This window comes from Chloroflexota bacterium, assembly GCA_016219275.1.
Classification (GTDB): Bacteria; Chloroflexota; Anaerolineae; order UBA4142; family UBA4142; genus JACRBM01.
The window spans coordinates 41,294-55,054 of the sequence record JACRBM010000059.1 but is presented as its reverse complement, the minus strand read 5'-3'; the positions used below and the strand labels follow the sequence as shown (position 1 = coordinate 55,054).

Sequence of the window (13,761 nt, the reverse complement as noted above, 5' to 3'; positions counted from 1 at the left end):
TGGCCGACTAATTGTCGGCGCAGTTTTCGCGCGCCTGCACGACGACAGAAAGCCCGCTGAGACCCAGGTTGCGAAAGAAATTTGGCGATCTTGGGTCGGGGAGGAGGCATTTCGCGATTCCTCTCCGACAAACTGCTAGGGATTTTGGATTTTAGATTGGAAGTTGGAAGTTGGATATTAGACGTTGGATCATGGTGCGTTAATCTCCAACCACCAATTTCCAAGACAATCTGAAATCTCCAGGTGAAGTAGTGAGACTTGCAAATTCAAAATTGATTTTCGTGCTGGGTCTGCTCGGAGTGTGGTTGAGCGCGTGTAGTTCGAATGTGCCGACTGTGACGCCAACCCGCGCCGCAACGCAAACGCCATGGATCATTTATGTGCCGATCACGGTGACGCCCGAACCGATTATCGCGACTCCGTTGCCGACGGTTGCGGCTATTGTAGCGCCAACGGCACGCCCGACCGCGACACGCGCGCCGGTCGTCGCGAAACCTGCCGCGACTAAACCGCCTGCCGCACCGCCGGCGCCGGTTGCGATTGCGCCGACGGCGACGCCCGCGCCGAAATGTTCGTACGGTCCGGTCACGCTGAAGGAACCCGAGGACAATGCGCTGCGCCGTACCAAATCGAGCAGTGTCGGCGGCGACACATTCCGGTTTATCTGGGACCCACCGCCGGAACTTGCCGGCGAAGTGTCCTCCAATGTGGGATACAAACTTGTCGTTAATTCACGACGCGGTGGTTTTACCAACGGCGCGACCTTGTATCTCTCGCACAACAAGTTCGTGCGAGAAGGTAAACTTTATATCATGGACAAGCCCGCGGTATCCGCGCTCGCGAGCGGTGATAGTGTGGAAGTGACCTGGAATGTAACGGTCATTCAGGCGGGCGGCGCAATCAGCGAGGGCGATCCCAACCAAGTTCCGCCTAACGTTGCGCTTTGTGGCGCGCCGAGTCCGACGCGAACCATTCACCTTAATACGTTTGAATAGACTTTATCGGAAACAACTTTTGCCTCTCGCCAAGACGCCAAGCACGCAAAGAATCATCTTGAAATAACTTGGCGTTCTTGGCGGCTTGGCGAGAGATGTCTTATTCCCGACACTGTCTAATGATTTCGATTCGTAGCAAGACCCAAGAAAGGATGGCGATGTTTACACGTTTCGTTTTACTTGGTGTAATTGCACTACTGTTCCTTGGATTGATCGGCTGTGGCACTGCGCCAACGCCGACTCCGGCGCCGACCCAGCCGCCCATTATTCAAACCGTTATCATCACGGCGACGCCTGCCCCGGTGACAGCGACGCCGGTCCCTCCGCCTGCTACGGCAGTCCTTCCTACGGCTGTGGTCACCCCGACGGTCGCGGTGGTGGCTTCGCCGACGCGCGTTGCAGTGGTGAACACACCACGCCCCGCCGCCACGCGCACTCCAACCAAACCCGCTGTCGTCCCAACGGCAACCCCGTTCCCGCTCAAATTCGGCGCGCCCGTTCTCAACGCGCCAATCTGGACGGATAGCCAGAAAGACCAAGTGGTGGCAAGGGGAGGCGCGATGGTCTTGGACTGGAAGTCGCTGGGGGGACTAGGAGGCGACGAGTGTTATCGGATTGACATCCGCACCGAACCGATCAATCCCGGTCCCGGCGTTGTAGCCAAATCCGATTACTGGATTGTCAAGTGTGGAGACCAGACGGCGGTCAACGCATCCGTCAAGTTCACCATCGAGTCACCCCTGCGCGGTGGTTCGGCGCCGAACTATGGATCCATCGAGCCGGAAGGCGAAATGTGGGCGTACTGGACGCTCACGGTCGTCAAGAATCTGGGTTCGTGCGACGCCAACTACCAATTCCATTGCAAGACCGCACCCATCAGCGCGCCGGGTCAAGGGTACTTCAAGTTCGTTCGTGCTTCATAAACGAGGTCAATCTTGCCGACACCACGCGCTATTCAACGGCGCATCAAAAGCGTGCGCAACATCTCGCAGGTCACGCGCGCGATGGAAATGGTCGCCGCGTCGAAAATGCGTCGCGCCCAAAACGCGACGCTGGCGAGCCGCGCCTATGCCGAAAAATCCTGGGAGGTGCTGACGTTTCTCGCGAGCCAACCTGGTCGCAGTAAACTGATGCACCCCCTGCTCGAATCGCGCGAGCAAATCAAAAACATCGCGCTCATTATCATCGCGGGCGATCGCGGCTTGTGCGGAGCGTATAACGTCAACGTTCTGCGCAGCGCGCTCGACTTTACCGTCAAGCAGGACAAGCCAACCAAGTATCTCACGATTGGCAAGCGCGCCACCAGTCTCATCGCGCGGATGCGTAAGGAATTGCTCGCCGAGTTTTCCGGGTTGAGCGAAAAGCCCAAGATTCTGGACATCGGTCCAATCGCCAAGATCGCGATAGCCGAATTTCTCAAAGGCAACGTGGACGAGGTGTACATCACCTACACCGATTTCGTCAACGTACTCGTGCAAAAGCCGACGACGCGCCAGCTCTTGCCGATTCAAACCGCGCCCATCGAACAGCACGATGGCGCGAGCGCGGTCTATCTCTACGAGCCAGACCCGGAATCGGTGCTCGATTCGGTGCTGCCGCGTTTTACGGAACTGCAAATCTATCAAGCATTGCTCGAATCGGTCGCGAGCGAATGGGCGGCGCGCATGGTCGGCATGCGGAACGCGACTGCGAACGCGCGCGACTTGATTGATTCGCTCACGCTCGCGATGAACAAGGCGCGGCAAGCGAACATCACGCGCGAAATGCTCGACATTGTTGGCGGCGCGGAAGCCCTCCGCGCGACACTCAAAGCAAAGGCAAAATAAAATGCCTCGCCCCCATCCCCCGACCCCTTCCCCCTCTCCTGATTCGTAGTTCAGAATCAAGAGAGGGGGAAGGGGTGCCCGAAGGGCGGGGATAGGGGTGAGGATTCGGAGGATCGCATGGCAAAGGGTTCGATCGGTCACATCGTACAAGTTACCGGTCCGGTGGTAGACATTGAATTTCGCGCGGAAGAATTGCCCGAAATTTATCACGCCCTCGAAATTAAAAATAATGATACGCGTCTCGTCCTCGAAGTTCAACAACACCTCGGCGAAAACTGGGTGCGTTCTGTCGCGATGGATACGTCCGACGGTTTGCGCCGCGGGATGCCGGTCATTGACACCGGCGCGCCGATTTCGGTGCCCGTAGGCAAGTCCGCGTTGGGGCGCATCTTTAACGTCACGGGTGACCCGATTGACCAAAAAGGTCCGGTGGTTGCGGAGAAATATTATCCGATTCACCGTTCCGCTCCTCCATTCGAAGAACAAGTGACCGTGCCCCAGTTTTTTGAAACGGGTATGAAGGTCGTTGACCTCGTCGCGCCGTTCACCAAAGGCGGCAAGGTCGGCGTGTTCGGCGGCGCGGGTGTGGGCAAGACGGTGATCATTCAAGAGTTGATCCGCTCGGTCGCGACGGAGCACGGTGGCTATTCCGTTTTCTGCGGCGTCGGCGAACGCTCGCGCGAAGGCAATGACCTCTACCTGGAAATGAACGAGTCGGGCGTCATCGAAAAAACCGTGATGGTGTTCGGTCAGATGAACGAGCCGCCCGGCGTGCGTTTGCGCGTCGCGTTGTCCGGTCTGACGATGGCGGAATATTTCCGCGATGAAGGTCGCGACGTTCTGTTGTTCATTGACAACATTTTCCGGTTTGTCATGAGCGGTTCCGAAGTGTCCGCGTTGCTGGGTCGTATGCCGAGCGCGGTCGGTTATCAGCCGACGCTCGCGCAAGAGATGGGCGAATTGCAAGAGCGCATCACCTCGACCAAGCGCGGTTCCATCACTTCGATGCAAGCGATCTACGTGCCCGCCGACGACTATACCGATCCCGCGCCGGTCGCGACGTTCGCGCACTTGGACGCGACGATCTCGCTCGAACGTTCCATCGCGGAGCAAGGTTTGTTCCCGGCGGTGGATCCGCTCGCGTCCACCTCGCGTATTCTCGACCCGAACATCGTCGGCAAGGAACATTACGACGTCGCGCGCGGCGTGCAACGCGTATTGCAACGCTACAAAGAACTGCAAGACATTATCGCGATCCTGGGTATCGAAGAGTTGAGCGAAGACGACAAGTTGGCAGTCGCGCGCGCGCGCAAGATTCAGCGTTTCCTCTCGCAACCGATGCGCGTCGCCGAAGCGTTCACCGGTCGTCCGGGCAAGTACGTGTCGGTCAAGGAAACGGTGCGCGGTTTCAAGATGATCCTCGACGGCGAACTCGACGACATTCCCGAAGGATACTTTTTCATGCGCGGCACGATTGACGAAGTGCGCGAGGCGTTCCGCGAAGGGAAATTGTAATTCACATGTCAACGATCAGGCTGGACATTGTGACGGTTGAACGGCTGGTCTTTAGTGCCGACGTGGAGTACGTCAGCGCGCCGGGCATTGACGGCGTGCTCGGCATTCTGCCGCACCACGCGCCGCTCATCACGGCGCTGACCGAAGGTGAACTGCGCTACAAAAAAGGCAACGAAGAATTGAGTTTCGCCATCGGCGGCGGCTTTATGGAAGTGCGCCCGGAAAAAGTGACCGTGCTTGCCGACAGCGCAGAACGCGCCGACGAGATTGACGAAATGCGCGCGCAACAAGCGCGCGCGCGCGCCGAGCAGGCGCTCAAAGAAAAACCGGCGAGCGATGTGGATGCGGTGCGCCTCGAACGCGCGGTGCGTCGCGCCGACATTCGCTTGCGCGTGGCGAAACGTCGCCGCAGTGGGCGCGAACCTTCTGCCGGTCCAGAAATCGAGACATAGGCAACTCATGTTTGTCCGTCAAATTGGCATTGACCTGGGAACGGTCAATGTACTAGTGTATGTGAGCAATCGGCGAGGGATCGTGTTACAAGAGCCCTCGCTTGTCGCGTTATCCCTGTCCGATTCGCGTCTCGTCGCGTTGGGCGAAGAAGCAAAAGCCATGCTCGGTCGCACGCCGGAAAACATCGAAGTGATGCGTCCGATGCGCGACGGTGTCATCGCGGACTATATGGTGACCGAGGCGATGCTGCGCTACTTTATTACCAAAGTGTGCGGACGCATCCAATTGATGTTCGGCGTCAAGCCGGACATCGCGGTCAGCGTCCCGGTCGGCGTGACAAGTGTGGAAGAGCGCGCGGTGCACGACGCGGCGATTGCCGCTGGCGGACGCACGGCGCATCTCGTGCCCGAACCGTTCGCCGCCGCTCTGGGCGCGGGCTTGCCGGTCCATACTCCGACCGGGAACATGGTCGTGGACATTGGCGGCGGCGCGAGTGAAGCCGCGGTCGTTTCGATGAATGGCATGGTCGTGTCGAGCGCGGTGCGGATCGCCGGCTTGAAGATGGACGAAGCGATCTCGACGTACATTCGCAAAAAATACAACTTGATGATTGGCGAGCAAACCGCCGAAGACATCAAGATTCAAATCGGCAGCGCGTTGCCGATGGAAGAAGAACTGACGCTCGAAGTGCGCGGGCGCGATCAAGTGGCTGGGTTGCCGCGTACGATTCGCGTCAACTCGGGTGAAATCACCGAAGCGATCACCGAACCATTGCAAGCGATTTCCGGCGTCGTGCGTTCGGTGCTCGAAAAAACGCCGCCCGAACTCGCGTCAGATATTATTGATCGCGGCATGGTGATGGTCGGCGGCGGCGCGTTGCTGCGGAACATTGATCGCTTTCTGACGAAAGAAACCGGCGTGCCGTGTTACGTTGCGGACAATCCTATGGCGTGCGTGGCGATTGGCGCGGGTCGCGCGCTCGAACAATTGGATATGTTGCGTAAGAGTATGCCGCAGTTGTAAATCGAAAGATAAAAGTAAAAAGCCAGTCGGAGATTTTCCGCTGGCTTTTTGTTTTCACTTTTCATTTTTGTTTTTTCTTTTAACTTTACAAATAGTACGCCATACTTTGTAATCCAACGACGGGGTCAATGTTATAGACCTTGATTTGGGAAGGCACGTTCAACGTGATCGGCGCGTAGTTGAGAATCGCCGCGACGCCCAGCTCGACGACCTGAGCGGCGACGCTTTGCGCGACATCGGCGGGCACGGCGAGAATGACGACGCGCACGCGTTGCTCGCGTATGACGCGCGCGAGTTCGGACATATCTTGCACCGTCAAGTTGGCGATGCGCGTGCCAATTTTTTGCGGCGCATTGTCAAAGATCGCGACGAGGCGAAAGCCCTTCGGTTCAAAGCCGCGATAGTGCGCGAGCGCGTGACCCAGGTCGCCCGCGCCGATCAACGCCACATCCCACACGCGATCCACATGCAGAATGTGTTGCAATTGAGTATGGAGATACTCGATGTTGTAGCCGGTGCCTTGCTTGCCAAATTCGCCAAAGTACGACAAGTCTTTGCGAATTTGCGCGGACGAGAAACCGAGTCGTTCGCCCAACTCTTGCGACGAGGTGATTGCTTTACCCTCGCGCGCGAGCAATTCCAACGTGCGTAGATAAATCGGAAGCCGTTCAATTACAATTTCGGGGACCGCATCGGCGGGCATCGTGTTCCTCCTCGGATTGTCATTGGCTCGCTGTCAATACCTATCATAACACGAATTGGCATAACTCGCAAAAGTCAGATGCCGATACCAGGTTTTCCCCAAGCAACCTGGCATCTTGCGCGCCTGTGGTATTCTCACAACCCTACCGAAGGTGGGGATTGCTTCGTCGCAAACGCTTCGCGGCTCTTCGCAATGACGCCTGGTGGCTTGCGTTTTTGGGTGTGCGTCAAAATTTTGGAACACTCAACCTTGCGAAGATTTCGACGACAAACCAAATAGGATTGCCGATCAACCTTCGCAAGGTTTCTTCACCACCCAAAAACTTGACGCCCACCCCACGTTTTTTCGCAAATTGACTATTCTTCTCTTTTCGATTATTCTCCACCCCGATGCAAGACGAATCTCTTTTCTTTGACGAAGCAAAAATTTTTGTCCAAGCCGGTAACGGCGGCAACGGCTGTATGAGTTTCCGCCGCGAAAAGTACGTGCCGATGGGCGGACCCGACGGCGGTCACGGGGGCGATGGCGGCGATGTGATCGTCGCGGTCAACCCGCGTCTCAACACCCTGCTCAGTTTTCGCAAACGCGCGCATTTCAAAGCCGAACACGGCTCGGCGGGACAAGGTAATAATAAACACGGCAAGAGCGCGGACGACTTGGTGGTGATGGTTCCGCGTGGCACGGTTGTGCGCGATGCGGAGACGAATGAAGTGCTCGCCGACCTCGTCGCACCGGACGCGCGCGTGGTCATTGCGCGAGCAGGTCGCGGCGGGCGCGGTAATTCCGCGTTCGCCAGCTCGACGAACCAAGCGCCGCGCTGGTCCGAAAAAGGCGAGCCGGGCGAATCACGCTGGGTGACGCTCGAATTAAAATTGCTCGCGGACGTGGGCATCGTCGGCTTGCCGAATGCCGGCAAATCCACGTTCCTCGCATCGGTCACCGCGGCGCGACCGAAAATCGCGGACTATCCGTTTACGACGCTCGTGCCGAATCTCGGCGTCGTCGTGATTGACGACCGCGATCTTGTGCTCGCCGATATTCCTGGGTTGATCGAAGGCGCGCATGCCGGTGTGGGGCTGGGCGACAAGTTCTTGCGTCACGTCGAGCGGACGCGCGTGCTCATTCATCTGCTCGACGGCGCGACGGAGGACCCGCTGTCCGCGTTCGCAACGATCAATCGCGAACTCGCCGAGTACAGTCCCGCGCTTGCCGCGAAACCGCAAATCGTCGCGCTCAATAAAATGGATTTACCGGACGCGCAGGCGCAGTGGCGCAACGTTCAGCAAACGCTGTCGCGGCGCGGAGTTTCGGCGTTCGCGATTTCGGCGGTGACCGGGCAAGGCGTGCGCGAATTGTTGCGCGCGGTTGCGGATCAAGTCGCCACGTTGCCGCGCGAAATGCCAGCGCCGGTCGCCGAGGAATTACCGGTGATTCGTCCTCCCGCCGACGAGGATGCGTTCGAGGTGTCGCGCGAAGCGCATGCCTTTCGCGTGCGCGGCATCAAGGTCGAGCGCGTCATTGCGATGACGAATTTCGATCAAGCGGAAGCGCTCTTTCGTTTACAGCGTGTCTTCAAAGCGATGGGCGTGACCGACGCGCTTGAACACGCGGGCGTGCGCGAAGGCGATAAAGTTCGGATCGGAGAAGTGGAACTCGAATGGAGAAGCTAGGCGTCCTCGGCGGCACGTTCGATCCGCCGCACAAGGGACATTTGTTGATCGCGCACGAAGCGGTGACACAACTTGGCTTGACCCAGGTTTTGTTTGCGCCGACGCGGCAGCCACCGCACAAACCACAGAATCACGTTACGCCAATCGAACATCGCGTCGAAATGGTGCGGCTGGCGATTGCGCCGTACCCGCGCTTCGTTCTATCGCGTATGGACGTCGAGCGCGATGGTCCCACGTACACTGCCGACACCATGCGCTTGTTGCGCGAACAATCGCACGACGCGGTCGAGTTGTACTTTATCATGGGAATGGACTCGCTCGCGAATTTGTTGTCGTGGCACGCGCCCGCGCAGTTGATCGCGCAGTGCCGGCTCGCGGTGTTCAAGCGACCGGGTTTTCACGCGAACCTTGCCGAGATGGAACGCGCGTTGCCCGGCATCACTGAGCGCGTCGTGATGCTCAACTCGACGATGCTGGATATCGCCGCGAGTGATCTGCAAAAACGTGTCAGCATGGGTGAATCCATCGCGGCGGCCGTGCCCGATGTGGTCGAAGCGTACATCAAAGCGCATGGCTTGTATCGGAATAGTTGACTGGATGTAGCCAGTATTGTCATTGCGAGCCCCGAAGGGGCGAAGCAATCCACAAGTTGCACGGGGATTGCTTCGTCGCGCAAAACTCTCCTTGCGATGACCCCGGTTTAACCAAAGAGCGTAACGATGACTCTGCTGATCGGTTTCGTTCTTTCGATTGTTCTCATTTCTATCCCGTCTGCCATCGCGATGTTTGTTTTGTGGCGATTAGATCGCTATGAAAAAGAACCGCTGTGGCTGGTGGGAATTTTATTTGTTTGGGGCGCGTTGCCCGCGGTGATCTTGTCATTCATCAGTCAAGTGATTCTCGCCGAACCACTAAACATCCTGTTTGGAAAAACGTTGGCTCATTCGTTGACCGGCATTTTCGTCGCGCCCTTGACCGAGGAGACGATCAAGGGCGCGATCATTCTCGTGTTGTTCTTGGTCTATCGCCGCGAATTTGATGGAGTGATGGATGGCATTCTCTACGGCGCGATGGTCGGTTTTGGATTTTCGTTCGTCGAAGACGTGCTCTATCTGCTCGGCGCGCTCGACGAAAAAGGATGGATGGGCTGGGGCACGCTCTACGTTTTGCGCGTTGGATTATTCTTGTTGAACCACTCACTCTTTACCGCATGTATCGGCGCGGGGTTTGGCTTGGCGCGCGTGTCAAAGGAACTGTGGAAGAAATTCGCGTTCCCCATTGCCGGTTGGCTGCTCGCGATGACATTGCACGGGATTCACAATACCGGCGCGGCGTTGGGCGCAGAGACGTACGGCTTGCTCTGCATTGGCGCGACGCTTGTGGATTGGATCGGCATCCTGATGATGTTTGGGCTGATCGTGATTGCACTGCGGGAAGAAAAAAAGTGGTTCAAGTATCTCGAACCAGAACTGCAAGCGGGTGTCATCACGGCGGAAGAATCCGAGTGGGCGCGCAACTTGAACGCGCGGAGCACGCGCGGTTGGCGCTTGTTGTCGCGGCACGGCATCAGCGGATGGTTGCGCTGGTCGCGTTACGTGCAGATGATCGTTGACCTCGCGTACCAAAATCATCTCAAGCAGGTTGATGGGGAGAGTGCGGCAACGGATCGGCACATTGCCGCGTTGCGTCAGCGCATCACGCAGGCGCGCGAGAAATTGCCGGTGGTGTAGAAAAGACCCGAAGGGTTTACGCACAAGCGACCCTTCGGGTCTTTGCCGATGAACGTGGAGCGATTGAGTTTATTGTAGACGTTCGAGCGGTCACGGTCAAAACCACAAGGTGAATCAATCATAAAAAAACAACTCGGCAGACTTTTCGTGTCGCAGAGTTGTTTTTTAGTGCACGCGCGCTTGTTAGAGTTCGCCTTTTTTGGCAGGAGTGGCTAGTCCCAATTTCTGACGGACAAACTCCCGAACTGTACGCATTGCCTTGATTGCCGCGCGGGCTTCCTCTTGGGTCGCGGTTGCGCCTGGATAGCGAAAATCCACCGCATAGTCGTTGAGGAGCAAGAGCAAGTCGCGTGTGAATTCAAAATCGGGATGGGCAGGCGTGATGTGGTCCAGCAAGACTTCAAGATCGTGGATGGGGCGAAAGATAGTACGGTGTTTGGCGAGAAACGCCTTGAGATATTTTTCGGCGCATTGTTGCGCGTGAAAACAGATCGCGTCGTAACTGGGATTTTTCCGCACGCGCAACTCGCGTTCCGCAACATGATAATCGCTCTCGGCTTTTTCGATCCACTCGTTAACGATGTCGTTCATACAGTGGCTTGCCTCGTGTCATAATCTCAGCCAGGAACGCGTCGCCCAGCGCGAGGCGCTCTTGCAGTTGGCGGGGAGTGCGCACGACCACATCAAGTGGAAAGGGACGCGGCGAAAGCGCCCGCGAGATTTCGAGTCGTTGCTGTTTTTCACGCAACGCAGTCTCCATCACGACAAGCAGATCCACATCGCTCGCGGTAGTGGGCTTGCCGTACGCGTACGAGCCAAAGAGAATAATCTGTTCGGGATCAAACTGATGGACGATTCGTTGCGCCACGTTGCGAATCGCGCGCATTGCAACTCGCCGATGCGGTGGACGAACTACTTTCCGGTTGAGTGTTTGCGTCTTTAGCATAATTCGAGTATAGCACATACGAGAAAAAAATGAAAAACAGTAGGCGCGCATCGCGCAAGCGCGCGAGAAATTGCCGATGGTGTGAAAAAGACCCGAAGGGTTTGCGAACTCTTCGGGTCTTCAATTTACACCAGCATCCGAAAGATAAACGGCATCAGCAAAATCACGACGACGATGCGCGCGAGTTGAAACAGACTCACGATGAAACTTTGCGCGCCGACTTCATCGGCGATGACCGGCATCAGCGACAAGCCGCCTGGCGCGCATGCCAGCATCGCCGTCTGGGCGTCCACACAGAGCCAACGCGTCACAAAGTACGCGAGAATCATCGCGCTGAGTACGGTGGCAATCGTCGTCGCGATGACGATGCCCAGGGCTTGTATGAGCGAAGCGACGGTCTCCGGCGTAAACGCGATGCCGACGAGAATCCCGATCCCAAGTTGCGCGACATTCCGCAAAATCAGCGGCGGCGCTTGAAGCTGGACTCGCGCGAGTTGTACACTCGCGACCACGACCATCGCGCCGATGACGCCGCCAGCGGGCACTTGGAGCGCGTCGAAGGCGAATCCACCGACCGCGCTGATCGTGAGGCACACGACCCAGGGCAAGCCGGTCGGCGAACCATTTTCCGCCGCGGGCGTGGTAATCGGCTGGGCGTGACCATTGTTGCGCGCGCGGTATCGCGCGAGGATGGGAATCGAAAGATTGCTCGTCAGCAGACGGACGGTTTGCAGCGTCGCGACGAATGCGACATCGGCTTGCACCGACATCGCCATCGCGGTCATTTCCGCGACGCCGCCCGGCGCGGTGCCGAGAAACGACGTGTAGAGATCAATCGCGGCGAGGCGCGCGAGCAGATAGCCGATCAACAAACTCGATGCGGTAAACCAGATCGTCGCGCCGCCGATGGGCAAGATCATCGCGCGCGTGGACGCGACTGTTTTACGATCAATCTTGAGTCCCAGGGTCCCGCCGATGACGGACTGCACGAGTACGCGAACAAACGATGGAACTTCTGGATGTGGCATGCCCAGCCCGGCGACAATCGCGATGCCGATCATGGGTCCCAGGATCGAGGGGGCTGGGAAGCGCACGCGTTCGGCAAGCCACCAACTCGCGAGCGCGACGAGAAGGATGATGACGACGTTGATGAAATCAGAAATCACCTAGCTCCTCGATGAGTAGTTTTGGATTCAATCCTTCTGCGCCGAGACGCGTACGCGCGAGTTCGTCTATCGAATCGCGCAAGCCGATTGACCACAGCGATTGCAGGAACGAGCCTGCCTCGCGTGTTTCGTACCAACCCTCGCCAAACTTGTCGAGCAAGAAATTCGCTAACTGCCGTTCGCGTATCCAGGCGCGCAAAGAATCCGCGACATGAAACGCGTCGTCAATGTCGTCGAGATAACGTTCAGCGTGAATCTTGATACGCAATGCTTCACTCAGTAGTTGCGTGTACGCGTCGTCCGCGCCGGCGAGTCCGTCGTCGTGCAGAATCAGTTCGTACTGCAACTTGGCAACGTAACGTCGCACCGCCCACAGGTTGTCGAATAGCGCAAGGCGGCGATACTTTTCTGCTTCGCGCGTCGGCACACGCAAAATGTCCACGAGCCAACGCGGGTTTTGCGTGAGGTGCTCGAACAAAAACGCGAATGTCTCGCCGACCGCCTCATCGCCGGCGCGGCGAAATTCGAATGGCAGGTTCGCGTCGAAATGCGTGAAATGCTCGGCGCGTCCGGCGGCGTGAAAGAACGCGCGATAATCGCCGTGTCCGCCGATGGGTTTGACGACGAGATACACTTCATCCGGCACGCGCACCGCCGAACAAAACGCGCGCGGCGATTTGTGCGGACGTGCATCCGCGTCGAGGGTTAACCCAGGTGTGGACGCGAGATCGAGTCCCATGCCGGCGACGGTGCCTTTGAACACGCGGACGAGTTCGCTCGCCGGGAAGAGCTCGTCGAATTGGGGCGCGCGGAGGAAGAACGCGACATCGCTCGTGTCCGCTTCTTTGCGCGGCACGCGCGCGTCGGCGAGACGCGTTTCTAGATCGCGCTCGAACATGTCGGTCGTATTGTCGAGCAGGGGTTTGAGTTGCTTGGCAACCGCGCGCAAATCCCAGCCGCCCACGCGCTCGATCATCGCGCGATAACCGGCAAAACCGAAACGCCGCGCGAGGTCGTGCTGAGTCTGGATGCGTTCGATGCGCTGCGGATTCTGCTGGATCATCACCGCGAGCTGGCGCGCGTGCAAATCGTGGCGTTTCGACCAATCGCTTTCGCGCACGAGCGCGGCGCGAATGTGGCGGTATGGAATCGGCTTTCCTTTCCACTCGATGGTCGCTTGCGATTCCGCGTTCGCAATCGTTTCGTTCAACTCGGTCAACGCGTGGTCAATCAAACCGCGTACCGCAAAATCCGCGAGATGGCGCGTCGCGTTGCTTTCGTCGCGTTGCAGCGCGATGATCTGTTCGTGCACGGTCGCTTCGTCAAACAAGTCCGCGTGGCGTTCGTAAATCGGTGCGAGTTCGCGTTTGTCTTTCAGTCCCGCGCCGACAAGATAATGTTCGCGCGCTACGTCGTGGCAAAAAAGTTCGGCGCGTTCGACAAGGGTCGTTTCGGTCATACCGCCGCGAGGTGATCGAGCAGTTGCTTGATGAGGAGCGTGAGTTGCGGGTGCGATTCTTCCAAGTGCGTGATGGTGGTGTTCATTCGGCTGCCGAGCGACGGATAATGCGACGCGGCGTCCGATGCACTCAAGACGACTTGAATGTCTTGCCTGAGGTGTTCGAGAATCTGGCGCGACTCGGCGTCTACGCCGGTCGTGTGTTCCAACTCGGCGTGCAGTTGCTCGAGCAATTCGCGGAGGCGCGATGATTGCGAATCGGTCATGGTCAACTC

15 protein-coding genes are annotated in these 13,761 nt (G+C 57.8%); 9 read left to right on the top strand and 6 right to left on the bottom strand.

The annotated features are described in order from the left end of the window. Positions 1-251: 251 nt before the first annotated feature. The 6 genes from HY868_16930 (at position 252) to HY868_16905 (ending at position 5,812) form a co-directional block, all read left to right on the top strand. Entirely contained in the window at positions 252-995 is a 744-nt protein-coding gene (locus tag HY868_16930) for a hypothetical protein (GenBank protein ID MBI5303823.1), read from the top strand. Positions 996-1,153: 158 nt separating this feature from the next. Beyond that, the gene (locus HY868_16925; GenBank protein MBI5303822.1) at positions 1,154-1,918 is read left to right on the top strand and encodes a hypothetical protein; all 765 of its coding nucleotides are present in this window, start codon (positions 1,154-1,156) and stop codon (positions 1,916-1,918) included. Positions 1,919-1,930: 12 nt separating this feature from the next. After that, the gene (atpG, locus tag HY868_16920; protein ID MBI5303821.1) at positions 1,931-2,821 is read left to right on the top strand and encodes an ATP synthase F1 subunit gamma; all 891 of its coding nucleotides are present in this window, start codon (positions 1,931-1,933) and stop codon (positions 2,819-2,821) included. A 117-nt stretch (positions 2,822-2,938) separates the two neighbouring features. Beyond that, positions 2,939-4,336: a F0F1 ATP synthase subunit beta gene (gene atpD, locus HY868_16915; GenBank protein MBI5303820.1), complete on the top strand. Its 1,398-nt coding sequence runs from the start codon at positions 2,939-2,941 to the stop codon at positions 4,334-4,336. Between the two features lie 5 nt (positions 4,337-4,341). Beyond that, positions 4,342-4,788, top strand: a complete 447-nt coding sequence (locus HY868_16910) for a F0F1 ATP synthase subunit epsilon (protein MBI5303819.1) — start codon at positions 4,342-4,344, stop codon at positions 4,786-4,788. A 7-nt stretch (positions 4,789-4,795) separates the two neighbouring features. Beyond that, the gene (locus HY868_16905; protein MBI5303818.1) at positions 4,796-5,812 is read left to right on the top strand and encodes a rod shape-determining protein; all 1,017 of its coding nucleotides are present in this window, start codon (positions 4,796-4,798) and stop codon (positions 5,810-5,812) included. 85 nt (positions 5,813-5,897) lie between these two features. Here HY868_16905 and HY868_16900 read toward each other — a convergent pair whose 3' ends face one another. Then, positions 5,898-6,515 (bottom strand): redox-sensing transcriptional repressor Rex, encoded by a 618-nt coding sequence (locus HY868_16900; protein MBI5303817.1) that lies wholly within the window; start codon positions 6,513-6,515, stop codon positions 5,898-5,900. A 389-nt stretch (positions 6,516-6,904) separates the two neighbouring features. Between HY868_16900 and obgE the strand changes: the two genes are divergently transcribed. The 3 genes from obgE (at position 6,905) to HY868_16885 (ending at position 9,915) form a co-directional block, all read left to right on the top strand. Beyond that, positions 6,905-8,185 (top strand): GTPase ObgE, encoded by a 1,281-nt coding sequence (gene obgE / locus HY868_16895; protein ID MBI5303816.1) that lies wholly within the window; start codon positions 6,905-6,907, stop codon positions 8,183-8,185. Beyond that, positions 8,173-8,778: a nicotinate-nucleotide adenylyltransferase gene (locus HY868_16890; protein MBI5303815.1), complete on the top strand. Its 606-nt coding sequence runs from the start codon at positions 8,173-8,175 to the stop codon at positions 8,776-8,778. Before obgE ends, HY868_16890 begins: the two co-directional genes overlap by 13 nt. Positions 8,779-8,904: 126 nt before the next feature. After that, a complete protein-coding gene (locus HY868_16885) occupies positions 8,905-9,915 on the top strand; it encodes a PrsW family intramembrane metalloprotease (GenBank protein ID MBI5303814.1) in 1,011 nt (336 codons plus the stop codon). 183 nt (positions 9,916-10,098) lie between these two features. On the opposite strand, the gene HY868_16880 is transcribed toward HY868_16885, so the two are convergent. The 5 genes from HY868_16880 to HY868_16860 all read right to left on the bottom strand — a co-directional run bounded on the left by HY868_16880 (position 10,099) and on the right by HY868_16860 (position 13,752). Beyond that, on the bottom strand, positions 10,099-10,506 hold the full coding sequence (locus tag HY868_16880; protein MBI5303813.1) for a HEPN domain-containing protein: 408 nt from the start codon (positions 10,504-10,506) through the stop codon (positions 10,099-10,101). After that, positions 10,490-10,801, bottom strand: a complete 312-nt coding sequence (locus HY868_16875) for a nucleotidyltransferase domain-containing protein (protein MBI5303812.1) — start codon at positions 10,799-10,801, stop codon at positions 10,490-10,492. The genes HY868_16880 and HY868_16875 overlap by 17 nt, the downstream gene beginning before the upstream one ends. Positions 10,802-10,986: 185 nt before the next feature. Continuing rightward, positions 10,987-12,027, bottom strand: a complete 1,041-nt coding sequence (locus HY868_16870) for an AbrB family transcriptional regulator (protein ID MBI5303811.1) — start codon at positions 12,025-12,027, stop codon at positions 10,987-10,989. Then, complete coding sequence (locus tag HY868_16865) at positions 12,017-13,486, bottom strand: hypothetical protein (GenBank protein ID MBI5303810.1); 1,470 nt, start codon at positions 13,484-13,486, stop codon at positions 12,017-12,019. The genes HY868_16870 and HY868_16865 overlap by 11 nt, the downstream gene beginning before the upstream one ends. Next, positions 13,483-13,752 carry a DUF4404 family protein gene (locus tag HY868_16860; GenBank protein MBI5303809.1) on the bottom strand — a complete coding sequence of 90 codons (270 nt, stop codon included), beginning with the start codon at positions 13,750-13,752 and terminating at the stop codon, positions 13,483-13,485. Before HY868_16860 ends, HY868_16865 begins: the two co-directional genes overlap by 4 nt. Positions 13,753-13,761 lie beyond the last annotated feature (9 nt).